This window comes from Promicromonospora sp. AC04, assembly GCF_003058225.1.
Taxonomy (GTDB): Bacteria; Actinomycetota; Actinomycetes; order Actinomycetales; family Cellulomonadaceae; genus Promicromonospora.
The window spans coordinates 1,024,573-1,045,519 of the sequence record NZ_QBUG01000001.1 but is presented as its reverse complement, the minus strand read 5'-3'; the positions used below and the strand labels follow the sequence as shown (position 1 = coordinate 1,045,519).

Annotated in this window: 14 protein-coding genes; 9 read left to right on the top strand and 5 right to left on the bottom strand. The window is 68.0% G+C overall.

Translation table 11 applies throughout. The annotated features are described in order from the left end of the window. Positions 1-69 precede the first annotated feature (69 nt). Positions 70-948, top strand: a complete 879-nt coding sequence (rfbD, locus tag C8K30_RS04500; protein ID WP_108491626.1) for a dTDP-4-dehydrorhamnose reductase — start codon at positions 70-72, stop codon at positions 946-948. Between the two features lie 96 nt (positions 949-1,044). On the opposite strand, the gene rfbA is transcribed toward rfbD, so the two are convergent. Further along, positions 1,045-1,908 carry a glucose-1-phosphate thymidylyltransferase RfbA gene (gene rfbA / locus C8K30_RS04495; RefSeq protein ID WP_108491920.1) on the bottom strand — a complete coding sequence of 288 codons (864 nt, stop codon included), beginning with the start codon at positions 1,906-1,908 and terminating at the stop codon, positions 1,045-1,047. 316 nt (positions 1,909-2,224) lie between these two features. Here rfbA and C8K30_RS04490 point away from each other — a divergent pair, with 316 nt between their 5' ends. The 6 genes from C8K30_RS04490 (at position 2,225) to glf (ending at position 11,588) form a co-directional block, all read left to right on the top strand. Further along, complete coding sequence (locus tag C8K30_RS04490; protein WP_233256966.1) at positions 2,225-3,229, top strand: LCP family protein; 1,005 nt, start codon at positions 2,225-2,227, stop codon at positions 3,227-3,229. A 224-nt stretch (positions 3,230-3,453) separates the two neighbouring features. Beyond that, on the top strand, positions 3,454-5,361 hold the full coding sequence (locus tag C8K30_RS04485) for a glycosyltransferase (RefSeq protein WP_233256965.1): 1,908 nt from the start codon (positions 3,454-3,456) through the stop codon (positions 5,359-5,361). An 11-nt stretch (positions 5,362-5,372) separates the two neighbouring features. Next, on the top strand, positions 5,373-6,620 hold the full coding sequence (wecC, locus tag C8K30_RS04480; protein WP_108491624.1) for a UDP-N-acetyl-D-mannosamine dehydrogenase: 1,248 nt from the start codon (positions 5,373-5,375) through the stop codon (positions 6,618-6,620). An 11-nt stretch (positions 6,621-6,631) separates the two neighbouring features. Then, positions 6,632-8,092, top strand: a complete 1,461-nt coding sequence (locus tag C8K30_RS04475; protein ID WP_146197325.1) for a hypothetical protein — start codon at positions 6,632-6,634, stop codon at positions 8,090-8,092. 12 nt (positions 8,093-8,104) lie between these two features. Then, positions 8,105-10,387 (top strand): glycosyltransferase family 2 protein, encoded by a 2,283-nt coding sequence (locus C8K30_RS04470; protein WP_146197324.1) that lies wholly within the window; start codon positions 8,105-8,107, stop codon positions 10,385-10,387. Between the two features lie 13 nt (positions 10,388-10,400). After that, positions 10,401-11,588, top strand: coding sequence for a UDP-galactopyranose mutase (gene glf, locus C8K30_RS04465; protein ID WP_108491621.1), 1,188 nt, complete (start codon positions 10,401-10,403; stop codon positions 11,586-11,588). A 95-nt stretch (positions 11,589-11,683) separates the two neighbouring features. Here the strand turns inward: glf and C8K30_RS30195 are convergent, their stop codons facing one another. From C8K30_RS30195 to C8K30_RS04450, 4 genes are all read right to left on the bottom strand, one after another. Next, positions 11,684-12,409: a hypothetical protein gene (locus C8K30_RS30195; protein ID WP_132231771.1), complete on the bottom strand. Its 726-nt coding sequence runs from the start codon at positions 12,407-12,409 to the stop codon at positions 11,684-11,686. 79 nt (positions 12,410-12,488) lie between these two features. Next, a complete protein-coding gene (locus C8K30_RS04460; protein WP_108491620.1) occupies positions 12,489-14,351 on the bottom strand; it encodes a DUF6270 domain-containing protein in 1,863 nt (620 codons plus the stop codon). Next, positions 14,348-14,767, bottom strand: a complete 420-nt coding sequence (locus C8K30_RS04455) for a hypothetical protein (protein ID WP_108491619.1) — start codon at positions 14,765-14,767, stop codon at positions 14,348-14,350. The genes C8K30_RS04460 and C8K30_RS04455 overlap by 4 nt, the downstream gene beginning before the upstream one ends. A gap of 287 nt (positions 14,768-15,054) precedes the next feature. Further along, complete coding sequence (locus C8K30_RS04450; protein WP_108491618.1) at positions 15,055-17,490, bottom strand: polysaccharide lyase 8 family protein; 2,436 nt, start codon at positions 17,488-17,490, stop codon at positions 15,055-15,057. A 243-nt stretch (positions 17,491-17,733) separates the two neighbouring features. On the opposite strand from C8K30_RS04450, the gene C8K30_RS04445 reads away from it, so the two are divergent. Further along, on the top strand, positions 17,734-19,638 hold the full coding sequence (locus C8K30_RS04445) for a glycosyltransferase (protein WP_108491617.1): 1,905 nt from the start codon (positions 17,734-17,736) through the stop codon (positions 19,636-19,638). A gap of 7 nt (positions 19,639-19,645) precedes the next feature. After that, positions 19,646-20,899, top strand: coding sequence for a UDP-N-acetyl-D-mannosamine dehydrogenase (wecC, locus tag C8K30_RS04440; protein ID WP_108491616.1), 1,254 nt, complete (start codon positions 19,646-19,648; stop codon positions 20,897-20,899). Positions 20,900-20,947: the final 48 nt, after the last annotated feature.

The window sequence follows — 20,947 nt, the reverse complement described above, 5'->3', positions numbered from 1 at the left end:
CCTAGCGTGGTTCGTCGATGGCAGAGCGTGGTTCGTCGGTGGCCCCGCGACCCTCGATAGGATCCTAGGGTGACCAGCGGACAGAGCACGCGGCAGCGGTGGGTGGTCTTCGGCGCGGCAGGCATGCTCGGCCAGGACGCGGTGGCGGTCGCCGAGGCCGCGGGGCACGAGGTGACCGGGCTGCGCCGGTCCGACCTGGACATCACCGACGCCTCAGCGGTGCTCGACGCCGTGGCGGGCCACGACATCGTCGTCAACTGCGCCGGCTGGACCGCCGTCGACGACGCCGAGACCCACGAGGCCGAGGCGTTCGCCGTGAACGCGACGGGCGCCGCGCACCTCGCCCGCGCCGCCACGGCGTCGGGCGCGCGCCTGGTCCACGTGTCCACGGACTACGTGTTCGACGGCGGCGCGACCCGGCCCTACGCCGAGGACGCGCCCGTCGCACCCCGCTCCGCGTACGGACGCACCAAGGCCGCCGGCGAGTGGGCCGTGCGCGCGCTCGCGCCGGACGCCCTGGTGGTCCGCACCGCATGGCTGTACGGGGCCGGTGGGCGCTGCTTCCCGCAGACCATCGCGCGTGTTGCGGGGGAGCGCGACCGGCTGAGCGTCGTGGACGACCAGACCGGGCAGCCCACCTGGACCGCCGACCTGGCGGACCTCATCGTGCGGCTCGTCGGAGCGCGGTCGCCGGGCGGGATCTACCACGGGACGGCATCGGGGCAGGTGACGTGGCACGGGTTCGCCCGCGAGGTGGTGGCAGCCGCCGGGCGCACGACGCCGGTGGACCCGACGACGAGCGCCGCCTACCAGCTACCGGCCCCACGCCCGGCGTACTCCGTGCTGGGCCACGACCGGCTCCGCGAGGCCGGCGTCGAGCCGATCGGCGACTGGGCCGAACGCTGGAAGGTGGCGGCGCCGGCGGTGCTGGGGTTGGATCGGCCTTGACTTGAAGTGAGCCCGGCAGCCATCCGGACGGTTGGTGAGCCGGGCTTCGCGCTGCCTACAGGAGTTCGATCGTGCGGACGGCGCGGACCAGCGACGTCACTCGTCCAGTAGGCCCAGCAAGTAAGTCCCGTAGCCCGACTTCGTGAGCTTCTCGGCGCGGGCGCGCAGGTCGTCGTCGGACAGGAAGCCGCGCCGCCAGGCGACCTCCTCCGGGGCGCCGATCTTCAGGCCTTGGCGCCGCTCGATGGTGCGGACGTAGTCCGAGGCCTCGAGCAGCGAGTCGAAGGTTCCCGTGTCGAGCCAGGCGGTGCCGCGGGGCAGCACCTCGACCTGGAGCCGGCCCTGGCTCAGGTACTCCGTGTTGACGTCGGTGATCTCGTACTCGCCTCGCGCCGACGGCTTGAGCTCCTTGGCGATGGCGACGACGTCGTTGTCGTAGAAGTACAGCCCGGGCACGGCGTACCTCGACTTGGGCCGCGCGGGCTTCTCCTCCAGGGAGAGTGCCTTGCCGTGCTCGTCGAACTCGACGACCCCGTACGCGGTGGGGTCGGCGACGCGGTAGGCGAAGACGGCGCCCCCGTCGATGTCGGCGAACCGGGTGAGCTGGGCGCCCAGGCCGGGGCCGTAGAAGATGTTGTCGCCGAGCACGAGAGCCACGGGGTCGTTGCCGAGGAACTCCTCGCCGAGCACGAAGGCCTGCGCGAGGCCGTCGGGCGACGGCTGCGTCGTGTAGGTGATCGAGATGCCGAACTGGCTGCCGTCGCCGAGCAGCCGCTGGAACTGCTCGGCGTCGTGCGGCGTCGTGATGACCAGGACCTCCCGGATCCCGGCCAGGATCAGCGTCGAGAGCGGGTAGTAGATCATCGGCTTGTCGTAGACGGGGACGAGCTGCTTGCTGATGCCCTGGGTGATGGGGTGCAAGCGGGTACCTGAGCCACCGGCGAGAATGATTCCGCGCATGTGCCGGATCTTCTCACGCCCCTCGTGCGGCGGCCGGGCCCGGTCGGTGGCCCGGAGGAACAAAAAATTCTCGGGTGCTTCCGCCCGCTGTCATTCCCTCATCAAGGAATACCGATGAGGAATTCACCCGGATGAATTCCTCGCCGTGAGCGAGCAATAGCCAGGATGTCCGACTACGGGTGAATACCGGGTGATCTCCTTCGCGGGGTGATGCGGTGAGGCCCGTCGGAACTGTAGTTACATGGGTATGGATGGACCTGATGGCATCAGTGAGCTACTCGCTCCGCCGAACCCTGTCGCCTTCGAGCCGCCACCCGTGCGGCGCTTCCGTCGTCGCAAGGGTTTCGTCGCGGCGGTCATCGCTGGTGCGCTGGTCCTCGTCTGCGCGAGCGGCGTCACGGCGTACTTCGGCTACCGGATCTCGCTCGACGAGAACATCGAGCGCATCGACGACCCGTTCGCCGAGATCGACCCGTCGACGCGGCCGAGCGCGCCGCCGGTGGAGGGGTCGACCGCACCCGTGAACATCCTGATGCTCGGTTCCGACAGCCGGATCTCCGCCGGCGACCCGAACGCGTGGGAGGCCGGAGCCCAGCGGACCGACGCGATCCTGCTCGTGCACCTCTCGGCCGACCGGCAGTCGGCGGCGGTGATCTCGATCCCGCGCGACTCCTGGGTGCCGATCCCGGGGTACGGAGAGGCGAAGGTGAACGCGGCGTTCTCCTACGGCGGCCCCAGCCTCATGATCCACACGGTTGAGAACCTGACGGGCGTGCGCATCGACCACTTCGCGGTGACCGACTTCGAGTCCTTCACGACCCTCACCGACACCCTGGGCGGGGTAGAGATCACGGTGCCCGACGACGCCGGCGGATCCGTCGAGCAGACCATGACGGGTGCGGAAGCGCTGGACTTCACCCGGGAGCGGTACGCCCTGGCGAACGGCGACTTCGGTCGTGTGCAGCGCCAGCAGGCATGGATGCGGGCCATCGCCACGAAGGTGCATGACGACCGGACCGACCTCCTGAAGATGTCCCGGTTCCTCGATGCCGTCACCGGCTCGGTGGCGGTCGACGAGGGCTTCACCTTCGACGAGATGCAGGGGCTCCTGATCAGCGCCCGGGAGATCTCCACCGGCGACATCACGTTCATGACCGCTCCGTACGCCGGCACGGGGCGCAGCGCGGACGGGCAGTCGACAGTGGTGCTGGACCGCGACGCGTTCGACCCGCTCATGCAGGCGGTGGCCAAGGACGAGGTGCCGGCGTACCTGGCTGCCAACCCCGACGCGATGGACCTGCTGCCTGCCGTCGTGCAGTAGCGGGGGCCGCCGCCGTCGTCTCCCGGAGTGGGCGGGAAGTGCCTGAAGATTGCCCGGGTGAACATGTTCGTCTTTCACCCGGAAACGGCAAAGTCGGTCTGTGACCGCTTGTAGCATGAGCCAACCAATGGCGCATCCTGAACGTCCGGCACCCTGTATTTCGCGCCTGGCAGGGTGCCCTTCTCTTTGATGAATTTCTGGCAGACAGGGACATTCTTGCCGTGATGGATCGTGCGTCGGGAGCGGTGCTCAGGCTCCGCCGCGCGGCATGGCATCTCCGGCAGGGCGGGGTCGAGCAGCTGCGGACGTACCTGCGTCGGCAGCGGGTGCCGATGGCCTCCCAGACCGGCGGCGCACGGTTCACCAAGGACGGTCTGACGTTCGACCCGTGGCCGGCCCGACCGGCGTCCGGCCTGGTGGTGTCCGGTGCGGCGGGGCCAGAGCTCCGCGTCGGTGTCATCCTGGACGACTTCTCGCGGCGCGCGTTCGCGCCCGAGTGGGACCAGGTGGCCCTGACCCCCACGACCTGGCGGGACGAGCTGACGGCAGGCCTGGACCTGCTGTTCGTCGAGTCGGCCTGGAACGGCAACGGCGGCGCGTGGCAGTACCACCTGACGGGGACGTCGGCCCCGCGTCCCGCGTTCGTCGAGCTCGTGGCGGCCTGCCGTGCCGCGGGTGTGCCGACGGTCTTCTGGAACAAGGAGGACCCGGTTCACTTCGAGGACTTCCTCGACGCGGCACGGCTGTTCGACCGCGTCTACACCACCGACGTCGACCGCGTTCCCGCTTACGCCGAGGCACTGGGACACGACCGGGTGGGCGTGCTGGAGTTCGCCGCGCAGCCCGCGATCCACAACCCCGTGCGGCTGCACGGCCGCGGACCGGAGCGCGACGTCGCGTTCGCCGGGATGTACTTCGCGCACAAGTACCCGGAGCGCCGCGAGCAGATGGACCTGCTCCTCGGCGCGGCCCTGGACGTGTCGTCCGCGATGGAGCACGGCCTGGAGATCTTCAGCCGGTTCCGCGGCAAGGACAAGAAGTACCAGTTCCCCGCGCCGCTGGACGGCCGCGTCGTCGGCTCGCTCGACTACGACCGCATGCTGACCGCCTATCGCGAGTACAAGGTATTCCTCAACGTGAACTCGGTGGTCGGGTCGCCGTCGATGTGCGCGCGCCGGATCTTCGAGATCACGGCCTGCGGGACGCCCGTCGTCTCCACGCCGAGCGCCGCGGTGGGGGAGTACTTCCGGGGCGACGAGGTGTTCGTCGCGGGCACCCGCGAGGCCGCCGCGCACACCATCCGGGCGCTCGTGCGGTCGCCGGAGCTGCGGGACCGCGCCGTGCACAAGGGGCAGCGTCGCATCTGGCGCGAGCACACCTACGGCGCGCGCACCCAGAAGGTCCTGCACGACGCCGGGCTGGTCACCTCTCCCGTCGTCCCGCGGCCGAGCGTGACCGCGCTGGTCTCCACGAACCGCCCACACCAGCTCGATCACGTGCTGGGCGTGCTCGGTGCTCAGGACGGCGTCGACCTGCAGGTCGCGCTCCTGACCCACGGCTTCGAAGCGGACGACGCCGACCTGCGGGCCCGGGCGAAGGAAGCCGGCGTCGAGCGCCTGGAGCTGCTGTCCGCGCCGTCCGACGTGCCCCTGGGCGCGTGCCTGAACCTGCTGCTGGATGCCGCCGACGGCGACGTCGTGGCCAAGATCGACGACGACGACCTGTACGGCCCGCAGTACCTGTCCGACCAGCTGTACGCGCTGGCGTACTCCGGCGCGGATGTCGTGGGCAAGCAGGCGCACTACATGTACCTCGAGGGCACGGACGCGACCATCCTGCGGTTCGCGGACCGTGAGCACCGGTACACCGACCGCGTGATGGGTCCGACGATCGTCGCTGCGTGTGAGATCGCTTCCACAACGCGCTTCCGGGCGCTGCCGCGTGGTGAGGACACGGCGTTCCTCGCGGACGTCGCCGAGGCCGGCGGGACCGTCTACTCCGCCGACCGGTTCAACTTCGTCCAGGTCCGGTCCGCCGTCGGCGGGCACTCCTGGGACGTGACCGATGCCGAGCTGCTCGCGAGCGGCGAGGTCAAGTACTACGGGCGTGCGGCGACGCACGCCACCTTCTGAGGTGGGGAACCATGGGGATCAGCACTGTCGGCGTGATCGGACTCGGGTACATCGGGCTCCCGACCGCGGCGATCCTTGCCTCGAACGGCGTAGCGGTGACCGGCGTCGACGTGAGCCCGGAGACCGTCAGTGCGGTGAACCGCGGCGAGGTGCCGTTCGTGGAGCCGGACCTGGCGGGCTACGTGGCGGAGGGCGTGTCGTCGGGCAAGCTGCGCGCGACCCTGGCACCGGAGGCGGCTGACGCCTTTATCGTCGCCGTGCCTACGCCGTTCACCGGCGATCACAAGCCCGACCTCTCGTACATCAAGGCTGCCGCCGAGGCACTCGCGCTCGCGCTGCGTGGCGGCGAGCTGGTCATCCTCGAGTCCACGTCTCCGCCGGGTACGACGCAGCGCATGGCCGACTGGATCCTGGCCGCCCGGCCCGACCTCAGCCTCGACGGCTCGGCCGGCCGGCCTGCCGTCTTCTTCGCGCACTGCCCCGAGCGGGTGCTGCCCGGCAAGGTCATGGTCGAGCTGGTGACGAACGACCGGATCGTGGGCGGACTCACCCCCGAGGCCGCGCAGCGTGCCCGGGACCTCTACCAGGTCTTCTGCCAGGGCGAGATCCTGCTGACCGACGCCGCGACCGCCGAGACGGCCAAGCTCGTCGAGAACTCGTTCCGCGACGTGAACATCGCGTTCGCCAACGAGCTGTCGCTCGTCGCGGACCGCCTCGACATCGACGTCTGGGAGCTCATCCGGCTCGCCAACCACCACCCCCGAGTCAACATCCTGCAGCCCGGGCCGGGCGTGGGCGGGCACTGCATCGCCGTCGACCCCTGGTTCATCGTCGACGCCGCGCCCGAGGAAGCACGGCTGATCCGGACGGCGCGCGAGGTCAACGACGCCAAGCCGCGCTGGGTGCTGCACAAGGTGGTCGACGCGGTCGCGGATCTTGGCGTGACGAACCCGGTGATCGCCACCTACGGGCTGGCGTTCAAGCCGAACATCGACGACCTGCGGGAGTCGCCGGCCCTGAAGATCACCACCGAGATCGCGCGGACGTTCCCGCACGCGACGGTGCTGGCCGTGGAGCCGCACGTGGAGAAGCTTCCGGCGGAGCTCGCCGACCTGGCGAACGTCCGGCTGGCGGGGACCGAAGAGGCGCTCGGGGCCGGGCAGGTGCACGTGCTGCTGGTGGACCATGCGCAGTTCCGTGCACTTGCCGGCCCTCTGGCGGGTAGGCACGTGGTGGACACGCGGGGGTTGCTGCGTTGAGGAGTCTCGTCTTGTTCCGACGTCGATGGGTGGCCGCTGCTGTGACGGCAGCCCTCGTCGTCGTGTCCGCGACCCTGCTGACGGTTGGCCTGGTCGCGACACGACCGAGTGCATGGCTGGTGTTCGCGGGTGTGCTGGGCGCGCTGTTGTCGGTCGGCATACTCGTGGCTGTAGCGGGGTCGTGGGCGAGCGTACGGCCCGAAGAGCGGCTGCGTCGCCGCATCGAGCGGCTCGAGGCGACCGTGCAGGACACGCGCGTGAAGGCTTCGCGGCACGAGTGGACGCAGGAGAAGGCGCTCGAGCGGATCGAGTCGACGAGCCGTGAAGCGGCGACCGGGGCCTTGCACATGGCGTGGGCCACATTGCGTGAGGCCCCTCCTGTGGACGCGGCCCAGGCCGCGGGCGCGGCACCGCGCGTGCTCTTCGTGACGAGCAACGGTGGCGGCATGGGGCACATCGCCCGGTGCGCCGCGGTGCTGCGACACGCGGGCAGCACGCTCGATGGCCGGATCCTCACACTTTCAACGGCGGCCTCGACGGTCGCTGCCGCGGGCTACGACGTCGCGTACCTTCCGAGCCACACCACGGCCGGTGTCAGCCAGGACCGATGGCGCCGGCAGTTCACGCGCCGGCTCCTCGACGAGGTCGCTGCATATCGCCCGGAGTCGGTCGTCTTCGACGGTACGTGGGTGTATCCCTCGCTGACGGACGTCGCGGATCTGGTGGGCCTGCCTCTGGTGTGGCTCCGCCGCGGGCTGTGGCGCGAGGGCACCGACCTGACGCAGGTGAAGAGCTGGCGTGACCACGTGACCTCGGTCATCGTGCCCGGTGACATCGCCGAGACGCGGGAGACCGCGCCGGAGGTCTTCCAGGACGCGACGTGGGTGGACCCGGTGTCCCTCGCACCGGCCTGGCTCATGCCACGGGAGAAGGCGCTCGCCTCGCTCGGGCTCGATCCGGAGCGGCGGTATGCGCTCGTGCAGCTGTCCGGCGGCAACGGCGACGGGTCTGCCACGGCTGCTGCCGTGGAGGCCGTTCGCGGCGCCGGGGACATCGTCCCGGTCGTGGTGAGGTCGCCGCTGCTGTCCTCCGCGGTGGCGCACGACGCGGCGACCATCGATGCGCGCTTCCCGCTGGTGGACCTCGCCGGGGCGTGGGAGTTCACGGTGACCGGTGCGGGGTACAACTCCGTGCACGAGAACCTGCACACCGGGACGCCGGGTGTGTACCTGCCGAGCGCGGTGACGTTGAGGGACGACCAGGAGAAGCGTGCACAAGCGGTTGCCGGAGCAGGTCTTGGTATCACGGCAGAAGACGTGGACGGGATTGCCGGCGCTGTCGCCGATCTGACCGCTGGACGAGGCATCGACGAAGTGCGCGCGGCAATGCGCGAGAGCCTGAGCGCGCAGGGTGCGCCGAGCGCGGCAGAAGCCATCGTCCTCTCCACCAGGAGATGGCTGGCAGCGCATTGAATTTCTTCATCTTTGATTCTGACAGACTTCATGACGATAGGAACACCAAGCGCGATGACCGAAAGCTTCAGGCGTACCGCAACCACCGATCAGGATTCCGGCCGGCCGAGTGTTTCGGTCCTGGTTCCCACCTTCAACGTCGAGCAGTATCTTGAGGCTGCGCTGGACAGCCTGATTCACCAGACGTTGACGGACCTGGAGATCATCTGCGTAGATGACGGCTCGACCGATTCGAGCTCGGAGATTCTCGCACGTTACGCGCAGGAGCATTCGGATCGCCTCAAGGTCATCACCCAGGCGAACGCTGGTTACGGCGTGGCCATGAACGTGGCCCTCCGCCATGCGACTGGCGAGTATGTCGGGATTCTTGAGCCGGACGACGTCGTGCGGCCGGCCATGTACGAGACGCTCTGGCGGACGGGGCGCGAGCACGACCTCGACATCGTCAAGGCGGACTACCTGCGCTTCCGTGGCGTCGGGGAGCACCGCACCGAGGTGATCGTACGATCGGCGTCGACCCCGTCGGTCTACGGCCAGGTCCTCGACCCGGCCCAGCAGGTCGGCATCTTCCGCTACCCGATGAACACCTGGTGCGGTATCTACCGCCGCGAGTTCCTCATCGAGAACGACATCTGGCACCACGAGACTCCGGGTGCGTCCTACCAGGACAACGGGTTCTTCTTTCAGACGATGTGCCTCGCGCGCCGCGTCATGTACATCAACGAGGTCTTCTACGAGAACCGGCGCGACAACCCCAACTCGTCGGTGAAGTCGACCGGCAAGGCGGACGTCGCGTTGCAGGAGTATGACTGGATCCGGGAATGGCTCTTGAAGCGCTCCGAACTGTCTGAAGAATTCATTGGCGTCTACGGGCTCAAACGGTGGCACAACATCGACTTCACGATGAAGCGGCTGGCGCCGAGCCTGCGCCGGGAGTACTGCCACATGGTGTCGGACGTGCTGAGGAAGGACGCCGAGCGCGGCGTGCTGATCCAATCGGCTTTCGGCGTCGGCGAATGGAACCGCGTGCAGTGGATCATGCGGGACGCGGACGAGTACTACTACCAGCACGAGACCGGTCGTGTGAAGGTGTCCGTCGTTGTTCCGGTCTACAACGCGATGCCCTACCTCAAGGACTGCTTGGCGGCGCTCCGGGCACAGTCACTTCGTGACCTCGAGATCATCCTGGTCGACGACGGCTCGACCGATGAGTCGATGGAGGAGTTGCAGAAGTTCGCCGAATCCGACCCCTACGACCGGGTCATCCTTCTGACGCAGGAGCACCAGGGAGCCGGTGCCGCACGCAATCTCGGTCTGGACAACGCACAGGGCGAGTACGTGGCATTCCTCGACGCCGACGACGTCTTCGATGCGGGGATGCTCGGGCGCGCCTACGGCAAGGCGAAGGCGGACCGCGCGTCCATCTGCGTCTTCCGTTCCCGCGACCTGGACACGACCACCGGCCGCACGAGCCCGATCAAGCACGCCGTCCGGATCGCAGAACTGCCCAAGGCCCGGCCGTTCCCTGCCGCCGCGATCTCGGCGAACCCATTCTTCGCCTTCGTGGGGTGGCCCTGGGACAAGCTCTTCCTTCGCACCTACCTGCAGAACACGGGGATCCGCTTCCAGGCGCTGACCTCGACGAACGACGCGTACTTCGTCTACTCGGCGCTGCTGTGCTGCGACCGGATCACCATTCTGGACGAGGAGCTCGTCTCCCACCGGCGGAACGTGAAGACTTCGATCTCGAACTCGACGTCGAAGTCGCCGGACAACGCGCACCTCGCACTCCTGGCGATCCGCGACCAGCTTGTGCGCAGTGGTATCTACCCGCCTCTGCAGCGCAAGTTCATCAATTACGCCCTGCACCTTCTGCTCTGGCACCTCAACAACCTGCCGACGGATGTGCGTGAGGACTTCTACAAGACCCTGGTCACCGACTGGTTCCCCGAGCTGGGTGTGTCCGACCAACCGCTGGATTTCTTCACGCAGCCGAAGGAGCGGGCGATGCTGGGCATGATCCGGTACACGCAGGAGCACGGGACCGGGTCGTACTGGGATCTGGCGTTCCTCGATTCGGACCCCGAGCACCGCGCGGAGCTGGAGCGGGTCTATTCCGCACTGGGGAACGGTGCCGCCGACCCGGACGGGGTGGACCAGCGGGTCCGGCGGCTTGAGCGCGAGGTCGCGCTCGAGCAGCGCAGGATCGTACAGATCCGCACGTCAGAGACTTGGCGGGCCGGCCAGGCGGTCACCGTCGTCCCTCGGCTGATCGCCGACCTCTTCAAGCGCTGAGCAGGGGATTCACGTGAACGCTGATCTTGTTGTCGTCGGGTCGGGATTCTTCGGCCTGACCGTCGCCGAGCGAATCGCCGAGGAGTACGGCCTGAAGGTCCTTGTGATCGATCGGCGCCCGCATATCGGTGGTAACGCCTACAGCGAAGCGGAGAAGACCACCGGAATCGAGGTGCACCGTTACGGTGCCCACCTGTTCCACACATCGAACGAGCGGGTGTGGGGGTACGTGAACCGGTTCACCGCGTTCACGAACTACGTGCACCGCGTGTTCACCACGCACAAGGGCGAGGTGTACCCGATGCCGATCAACCTCGGCACGGTGAACCAGTTCTTCCGCTCCGCTCACGGGCCCGAAGCCGCTCGTGCGCTCATCAAGGAGCAGGCGGCCGAGCTCGGAGCCAGGAAGCCGGAGAACCTCGACGAGCAGGGTGTCTCGCTGATCGGGCGTCCGCTGTACGAGGCGTTCATCCGTGAGTACACGGCGAAGCAGTGGCAGACGGATCCGACCGAGCTGCCGGCCTCGATCATCTCGCGCCTGCCCGTGCGCTACACGTACGACAACCGCTACTTCAACGATACGCACGAGGGCCTGCCGGTCGACGGCTACACCCGGTGGATCGAGCGCATGGCGGACCACAAGAACATCGAGGTGCGGCTTGGAGTGGACTTCTTCGACGACACGCAGCCGGTGAGCAAGGGCAACGTGGTCGGGAACGTGCCTGTCGTGTACACGGGTCCGGTCGACCGGTACTTCGACTATGCAGAGGGCGAGATGTCCTGGCGCACCCTCGACTTCGAGGAGGAGGTGCTCGAGATCGGTGACTATCAGGGAACCCCGGTGATGAACTATGCGGACGCTGATGTGCCGTACACACGCATCCACGAGTTCCGGCACTTCCATCCTGAGCGGGACTACCCGACCGACAAGACGGTGATCATGCATGAGTTCTCACGTTTCGCCGAGCGTTCGGACGAGCCGTACTACCCGGTGAACACCGGCGAGGACCGTGAGCGCCTGCTCAAGTACCGGGACCTTGCTGCGAACGAGAAGGACGTCCTGTTCGGTGGGCGGTTGGGCACGTACAAGTACCTCGACATGCATATGGCCATCGGCGCCGCGCTGTCGATGGTGGACAACAAGCTCGCGCCGCACTTTGCTCGGGGCGCGAGCATCGAGAGCGGTGGCGTCGAAGCCTGATGTGGTCGATGGCACCGTGAGGCGGAAGCAGCCTCGTCACCGTCTGGTGGCGGGGCGCTTTCGTGTCGTCTCCGGCCCACCGCCGGCAGCTGCGGTCACCGGCTGTGACGCACGCTGTCCCGTATTGCTTCTGGATCGCGTCGCGAGACGCCGTTGTCCACGGGAAAGTCGTGCGTCCACGCTACGCGGCTGCGCCTCACGGCAGCCGGGCTTCCCGCGAGAAGCACATTCTCATCACTGAACTGCCGGTTGACGATGCTCCTTGCGGCAACGACTGACCCTGATGGGACTGCTGACTTGTTGAGAACGATGACGCTGGCGCCGAGCCAGACATGGTCACCGATCTCAATTCCGGCCTCCGGGTTGAGGAGCGCTCCTGAATCGAGGTCCCAAAGGCCGTGGTGCGACGATCCGCGCACGGTGACTCCGGAGGCGAAAAGGCAGTCCCGACCGATACGGACGGCGACCCCGTCGGACAGCGCCCCGATGATGTGCGTGGACCCGTTGAACGTGCATCCGTCACCGACGGTCACCTCCGATCCGGTTGATATGCGCCCGTTGTTTGCTACGAACGAGACGCGCAGACCACCGAAGGGCACGCGCAGCCGGCCCAGCTGGACGGTGCAGTCGCGTGCGCTGCCCAGGTCAACGGTAAGGCTGCTCACTCTCTGATCCGGAGCGATCTCGACCCGGTTTCCCGCGGAGCGGGGTGTGAAATTGATCGACACTCCGGCTGGTAGTTCCGCGCTCGAGGTGATGCGGGTCCCCCCGATCGTGACCGTGTTCCTTTCGAAGTTGCCGGAGGGCAGGTCGTTTGGCATCTGAGGTTGACTCCAGGGGTATTTAAGTGCATGAAATGCGATTACTTCACCATGCGGCCACTTCGCTCAAGGCTGAGCACTACCTCGTTGTAGCTGTCTTCTTGGCCGATGTTGATCCGCCCTTGTCGGTCATGTCGAGGTATGCCTGTAGGGCGGCGGGCCGACCGGTCTGGGCCAGGAAGAGGAACACCCGCGCATTCGCGCTGATGTTCTTGAGGTAGGGGTCAGGGTTGTGTGCACCGATCAGCCGGTTCAGATCGGCGATGAACTTGAGGCTCGCGTCAGAACGAGTCTGCTTGCGGAATTCGCCCACAAGGTCACTCGTGAGGATACGATTCCAGTATCGGGCCTTGAGGACTTGCCTCTTTGCTGCTGGAGTCTTCGTGTTCGAAGCGGCCTTGAACGTTGCCCAGACGACGGCAAGCGGGTTGGCCCCGGTGATGGTGGGAAGGGGTGGCTTCGAAGGTGCGTTGTCGTGGCGGACCAGGTAGTAGCAGTCAACGCTGCTCTCGACGGACACTTTATCGGCCATGGCGTAGGTGGCCATCGCGAACGGTCGTTCGATCAACGCCGGTAGCGAGATGTCGAACGCTATCTCGTTCTTGCGAAGGAAATCCGTACGGTACAGACAGTGTGCATGCAGGACCTCGGCAAATTGGAAACGCTCCAGCTCGATAGTGTCGTAAGAATTCTCGAAGGGCTTCTTCGGTACTGAGTGTCCTACGCCGACAGGCTTGCCGATGACTATTTCTGAAGAGTTCTTGTAGGCCCTGTGAACCATTGCCTGCAAAGCGTCGGGCCCAAGGTGGTCGGAGGCGTTGACAAAGTATATGTACTCTCCTCGCGCTTCCGTGATTGCCGTGTTTCGTCCAGAAGCGGACGACACTGCTCTCTTCTGGGCGATCGTTCGGAAATTGCCGTACGGGAAATGGTGCTGGTACTGGTCGAGGATCTGCTGTGTGTCGTCCGTCGAACCGTTGTCGACCACCAGAACCTCGAGGTTCTCGACCCCCATGCTTTGACGCTGAATACTTTCCAGGCAAGTGCCCAACGCGAATGCGTCATTGTTGTTCGATACGACAACTGTCACAAGAGGGTCTGGAGAGCCTTGGGCCCTCGAGCCGATTGCACCGTTGTGGGCGGTGCCCTGGCCGGTCGAGACCGTAGGCGAGGATCCGCTCCTGGTGGCGCCCGGGCCCCAGACGACGCGCCCGTCCTGTCCTGTGAGGCGCAGCGCGACCTCCAGGTACACCTTCTCCGCGTAGTGGAACGGTGCGTCCCCCCAGGGGTGATGTGGCCCGGACAGGACCTCTGCGGGGTCCAGCGAGACGACGTGCGCACCCAGAGCCTGCACCGCGACTTCCACGTACGAGCGGAACACCGGGTTCGCCTGCGCCGCCCCGATCCCGAACGAGTCCGGCGTCTGCTGCCCGCTCTCCGACCACTCCGCCCACGGGATGTCGAGCAGCGCGACGGCGGCCCGCGGCGCGGTCTGCCGGATCGAGTCGCCAAGCGCCCGGATGGCGCCGGACCAGTACTCGTAGTGCTGCTGCGTACCGAACGCGACGTGCTGCGCCCCCGGCGGCAGCGACTGCTCCGCACCCGACTCGATGAGCTCGACGGACCGGGTCACCACAGTGCCGTCGGGCAGCAGGTAGACACCGAGCCGCTCGTCGGTCAGGTCGACGAGCAGCAGGTCGATGTCCGCCGCATGCTGAGCGAGCAGCGGGCGCAGGCTCGATCGGAAGTCGCCGGTCACCATCCGCTGCTGGAACCGGGACGTGAGCACCGGCGGAGCCACGGATTCGACGGGCCGGGTGGTAGCGCTCAACACCGACTGCCGCGCCACGTACTCCAGGAGCTCGAACTGCTCCGGATCGAGATGCTCGAACGTGTCTCGTGACACGCACGAGCCATAGACAAAGACCCTGGTCTTGCTCATGCTCCACCCTCTGCAGTCACGGCAGTGAAATCGTTCGTCAGCAGCCGGGACACCTCAGCCACGACATGTTCCTCGGCGGTGCCGAGCAGCCGGGCCGTGCCGCTGACGGCGGCTACGACCTGGTCGGCACCGCGTGAGCCGAGGTCCTGGGAATGCTCCCGGCAATTCACCCGGATGATCTTTTCGCCATGGATTCTCTGGGTTACCGATCCGGCCAGGAAAGCGGGTGAAAAATGGGTGATCTTTCCCGAAGGGTAGTGCGGCGGAGGCGTCAGAACCGTCACGGGATATCCCGCCGGGACGAGGTGGCTCGCGAGCGCTTCCCAGCGTCCCTGCGGGGCGCCGGTCTCGGGTGCGAAGTGGTGTGTGACGAGGAGAATCCCGCGGTTCTGCGGGTGTCTGAAGCGGGCGACCACTGCGATTCTCCTTTCAGCCCGGCGACCTGCCGGGGGATACCAAAATTCACCTCGACCGGGGTTCTCCGGTTGCGGGGCAGGCTTAATCGTAGTAGCCGAAATTGGCATCAGGATCATCGCCGATGCCCGCACCTGATCGAATGAATGATCTTCTTGCACGCAACCTCGTGGACGGAGATATACGTCACGCCCGACGCGCCGCGCGGGGCAGGAGGGCATAGACCGGCTGCCGGCCGTCGTGCAGCAGCCGCGCCGGCCGTCGTCGCCGCCACCCGGGCCCTGGACGGTCAGGTGGTCTCGAGGACCACCTTGAAGGTCTGCCCGCGTGCGTCCGACAGGTCGACGAGCAGCGTCGAGGTGGCCCCGTCGGCCTGTACCTGGATCCGCGGGTCGGCCGTGACCACCTGGCCGATGCGGTGGTCGAGCCCGATCCGGGCCGTGCCCCGCACGGACTGGCTCGGGTCGCTGACCGCCACCGAGAGCGTGCTTCCGTCCTGGACGAGGAGCACGGAGACCCTGGTACGGGCCGTGATGCCGGCGACCGACTGTTCGTCCGTGGACCCGAAGCTGGCCGCGACCACGTCGCCCCTGCGGACGGCCTGAAGTCCGGGTGTGTTGGAGAGGACCGTCACCGGGGGGCTCGCCGCGTAGCCACGGACCTGCTCGGGTGAGGCGCCGGGCAGCAGGACGTACGCGTACCGGCCACCCCGCGGCCCGCGCCCATGGTCGATGCAGAGCGTCAGGTAGTCGTGCTGGATCTCGTCGGGGAAGTCGAACGCCGTGCTGTGGTTGATGTCGGACCAGCGCCCGGTCCGTGACTCCCGCGACGCGCGCACGCGCGCATCCGTCAGGAAGACGTAGCCGATGTCGGATCCTTCGACGGGACCCGTGAGGTGTGCCCAGCCAGGGTTGCCGAACGACCTGCCCATCGGCTCGGTCCCGAGGTCGGCCCCGTCGACGACGAACGGCTGGGGTACGTCGGCGGAGAGCTTGCGGTTCTCGACGACGGTCTCGACGGCGCGGCCGACGGGACCGGTGATCCCCGCGCCGAGCGCCACTATCTCGTCCCCGAGCAGGAACCAGGACTTCCGGCCCGTCACGGCGTCGGGCGAGTCGGCGGGAGCGCGGAACGCCATCGTGGCGAGCCCGAGCTGGTCGAGCGAGACGCCGCCGGCCAGCCCGACGGCGCTGAGCACGTCCGAGCCGCTCCCGTCCGGAGGATTTCCGGTGGGGACCGTGGTACCCGGGATGCGGGTGGCGTCCACCGTCGGCCAGTAGCCGTCGTCGAACTGGGCGAGGTCGTCGTCGTACAGGTACGTCGCGCCGCTGCCGGTCCACCAGCCGTGCTGGTTCTCGCCGTTGATCGCCTCGTACGTCGCGATCCGAGATGACGAAATGGCGATCGCGAACGTGAAGCCCGGGCGCCGGTGCACCACGCGATCCATCGCGGCATAGACCCTGGTTCCTTCTTCGGGGGGCGTGGCCGGTACCCCGGAGCCCAGCAGACGATGGGCGGCCGCGACCGCGGGCACGTTCTTCGTGCCGAGGAACGGTGTGAGCGTGTCCTGCTCGATCACGTGGCGGGTGATGCCCGCCAGGATCTCCTGTCGTTCCGGCGGGGCCAGCTCGCCGACGGCGAGGAACGCGCCCATCGCGACCTGGCCGGCGTTGTGGTCGGAGGCCGGCCGGCGCGAGATCTCACGGCCGCGCACGGGACTGAGCAGAGCGCCCTTGTGCAGCCACGGCGCCACGCCGTCGATCGCGAAGTCCAGGAGAAAGTCGAGCTGCGCGCCGTCGACCTGCCAGCGCGAACCGTGCAGCAGCTCGACGAGCCGGACCGAGCTTCTGAGGAACGAGATCCCGTATCCGCCCGTGTACGGGTGACGCCTGTGCTGGATGAACGAGCCGTCGGGGTAGACGCCGTCGCCCGACGTCACGGTGTGGAGCGCGCGCAGCAGCCCCTCCCGGGCCGCGTCGAGCTTGGCACCGTCGTCGAGGAGTATCGCCCGCTCGGCTACCACCTGCGAGGTCCAGACCAGGTTGGCCCCCGCCTTCGACGGCTCCGGCGTGAACGAGTCGACGGGCGCCAGGTACTGCTCGAGACGGTCCTTCTCCAGGTCGTCACCCAGCAGCAGGCAGATGGAAGTCAGCGCGAGCGGGACGCTGATCTCCCGGTCGAACCAGGGCTCGTCCAGCGTGGTCTCGAAGCCGGCATAGCGCTCGTCGAGGAGGTCGAGACCGTCCACGAGGCTGGTCCGCAGGTCGGGATCGCGGTACAGCGCGGCGCCGACCGTCCCGTAGGCAAGGGCCATGGAGCCGAGGCGGTCTGCCGTGTGGCGCAGTGCCACGGCGCGGGTGCGGCCGGTGCCCTCCAGTGGAAGGTCCGGCCAGACACCCGTTCGGTCTCCGCGCGGGGACATGCCGGCCCGGGCGTTCTGGGCTGCGGCGTCAACAGCCTCGACCGCCCGGGCGATCTCGGGCACCGACAGGTCGACGTCACCGCCGGTGAGCTGGGCGTACCAGCGGTCGCGCAACCGTGTGTACGGGGTCGTCGGCGTGGTCTCGGCAGGTGGTGTCGGGCCGCCCGCGGGGTCGGGTTCGCTCTGGCGCAGATACGTGACGCCGATCCCAGCACCGGCGACCACGAGGCCGCTCACGAGCAGCAGCTGTCGGCGACCAATGGTCTGGCGGCGGTGCGGCTGTTCGTCGTGGGTGGAGGTCATCAACGTGCGAGGGTACCTGGGGTCGTGCACGTCTCGGCGAGTGCACGGTAACCGGCAATTCCGATTGAATTAGTATGGTTATTTCCCTGGTCAATTGGATGTTTTTCGGCCTTTGGGTGAATTCGGCGGCTTCCAGCCAGTAGCATGACGCGACCGATGACGCACCTCGGGCCTCCGAACCGGAATGATCCGCGGATGGCCCGGGGTGCGATCTACCTTCTGACCAGGGGATCAACTGCCGTGATGGACCGCGTCGATGGCCGGGTGCGCGCCCTGCGCCGTGCCATCTGGCACATCCGCCACGGCGGACTCGACCAGCTCCGGACGCACCTGCGGCGGGAACGCGGCTTGCTCGCACCCCGGCCCGGGACGGCCCGGATCACGCGGAAGGGCATGACCTTCGACCCCTGGCCGGCCCGTCCGGTGTCGGGCAACGGCCTCGGCGGGCCGCGCGCCCTGCGCGTCGGCGTGATCCTCGACGACTTCTCCCGCATGGCGTTCACACCCGAGTGGGACCAGGTGGCGTTGACGCCCGCCTCGTGGCGCGGCGACCTGGACGCGGGCCTGGACCTGCTGTTCGTCGAGTCCGCGTGGCACGGCAACCACGATGCGTGGCAGTACCACCTCACGGGCCCGACGGCGCCGCGGCCCGCCTTCGTGGAGCTCGTCGAGGCGTGCCGCGCCGCGGGGGTGCCGACGGCCTTCTGGAACAAGGAGGACCCGGTCCACTTCGAGGACTTCCTCGACTCGGCCCGGCTGTTCGACCGCGTGTACACGACCGACGTGGGCCGGGTGCCGGCGTACGTCGAGGCGCTCGGCCACGACCGCGTGGGCGTGCTCGAGTTCGCGGCGCAGCCGGCGATCCACAACCCGGTACGGCTCCACGGCGAGGGTCCGCAGCGCGACGTGGCGTTCGCCGGGATGTACTTCGCGCACAAGTATCCCGAGCGGCGCGAGCAGATGGACCTGCTGCTCGGCGGCGCGCTCGATGCGTCGTCGAGGATGGAGCACGGCCTCGAGATCTTTTCCCGGTTCCGCGGCAAGGACGAGAAGTACCAGTTCCCGGCGCCGCTGGACCAGCGGGTGGTCGGGTCGCTCGACTACGACCGGATGCTCACCGCGTACCGGGAGTACAAGGTCTTCCTGAACGTGAACTCGGTGGTGGACTCCCCGAGCATGTGTGCGCGCCGGATCTTCGAGATCACCGCGAGCGGGACGCCGGTCGTGTCCACGTCGAGCGCCGCGGTGGGGGAGTACTTCCCGGGCGACGAGGTCTTCGTGGTCGCCGACCGGGACTCGGCCGGGTCGACAGTGCGGGCCCTGGTCCGGTCTCCGGAGCTGCGCGATCGCGCGGTGCACAAGGGGCAGCGCCGGATCTGGCGGGAGCACACGTACTCGGCGCGCGCGCAGAAGGTGCTGCACTCGGTGGGTCTGGCCGATTCCCAGGTGGTCCCGCGACCGACGGTGACGGCGCTGGTCTCGACGAACCGGCCGCATCAGCTCGACCACGTGCTCGAGCAGCTCGGCGCGCAGGAAGACGTGGACCTGCAGGTCGCGCTGCTGACGCACGGGTTCGAGCTCTCCGCGGCCGACGTCGAGGCACGCGCCAAGGAGGCGGGCGTCCAGGAGCTGGCCCTGCTGTCTGCGGGCGCGGAGGTTCCGCTGGGCGACTGCCTCAACCTACTGCTCGACGCCGCCGACGGTGACGTGGTCGCCAAGATCGACGACGACGACCTCTACGGCCCGCAGTACCTGTCCGACCAGCTCCACGCGATGGCCTACTCGGGTGCGGACGTGGTGGGCAAGCAGGCGCACTACATGTACCTCGCCGGCCAGGACCTGACGATGCTGAGGTTCGCCGACCGCGAGCACCGGTACACCGACCGGGTGATGGGCCCGACGATCGTCGCGCGCCGGGCGCTGGCCACGCAGGTGCGGTTCGCTCCGCTGTCGCGCGGCGAGGACACGACGTTCCTGCAGGACGTCGTGACGGCCGGCGGCGCCGTGTACTCCGCGGACCGGTTCAACTTCGTCCAGGTGCGCGGTGCCTCCCCCGGGTTGCACTCCTGGGACGTGTCAGATGCCGAGCTGCTCGCGAGCGGCACGGTCAAGATCTACGGACGTGCGGCTGCGCACGTCATGTTCTGAGGTTCGCATGGGAATCAGCAAGGTCGGCGTGATCGGGCTGGGCTACATCGGGCTCCCCACCGCCGCGATCCTCGCAGGCAGTGGTCTCGACGTGGTCGGCATCGACGTCAATCCCGACACCGTGGACGCCGTGAACCGCGGCGAGGTGCCCTTCGTTGAGCCGGACCTCGCCGGGTACGTCAAGGGCGCGGTCTCGGGCGGGAAGCTCCGGGCGGTGGACTCGCCCGAACCGGCCGACGCGTTCATCGTCGCCGTGCCGACGCCGTTCCGGGACGAGCACGAGCCCGACCTGAGCTACATCCAGGCCGCCGCCAAGGCGCTCGCGCCGATGCTGGCCGGCGGGGAGCTCGTCATTCTCGAGTCGACGTCGCCGCCCGGCGCGACCCGGCAGATGGCCGGCTGGATCCTCGACGAGCGTCCCGACCTGAGCCTGGACCCTGCCGACGGCAAGCCGGTGATCCACGTGGCGTACTGCCCCGAACGTGTGCTGCCCGGACGGGTGATGGTCGAGCTGGTGACCAACGACCGGATCATGGGCGGCCTGACGTCGGAGGCCGCCGAGCGGGCGCGGGACCTTTACCAGGTGTTCTGCCAGGGCGAGATCCTGCTGACGGACTCCGTCACCGCGGAGATGGCGAAGCTCGTGGAGAACTCGTTCCGCGACGTCAACATCGCGTTCGCCAACGAGCTGTCCGTGATCGCCGACCGGATGGGCATCAACGTGTGGGAGCTCATCCGCCTGGCGAACCGGCACCCGCGCGTGAACATCCTGCAGCCCGGGCCGGGCGTGGGCGGGCACTGCATCGCGGTGGACCCGTGGTTCATCGTCGACGCCGCGCCCGAGGAGGCGCGCCTCATCCGGACGGCACGCGAGGTGAACGACGCCAAGCCCCGCTGGGTGCTGCACAAGGTGCTGGACGCCGTGGCCGGAACCGAGTCGCCGGTGATCGCCGCCTACGGCCTGGCGTTCAAGCCGAACATCGATGATCTGCGGGAGTCGCCCGCGGTCGAGATCGTGCGGGACATGGCGATGGCGTTCCCGCACGCGGAAGTCCTCGTGGTGGAGCCGCACGTGGACGCACTGCCGGGCCAGCTCGCCAAGTTCGGCAACGTGCGGCTGGTCGAGGCCTCCGAAGCGCTCGACAGCGGCGACGTCCAGGTGCTGCTGGTGGACCACACGGCCTTCCGCGGCCTGGCGGGGGAGCTCGCCGCCCGGCGGCTGATCGACACGCGCGGGATGACGGCCGCGCAGCGCGCCTGACGAGGACGCGACCAGTGGCACGCCGTAATACGAGGGAAAACAGGAGAT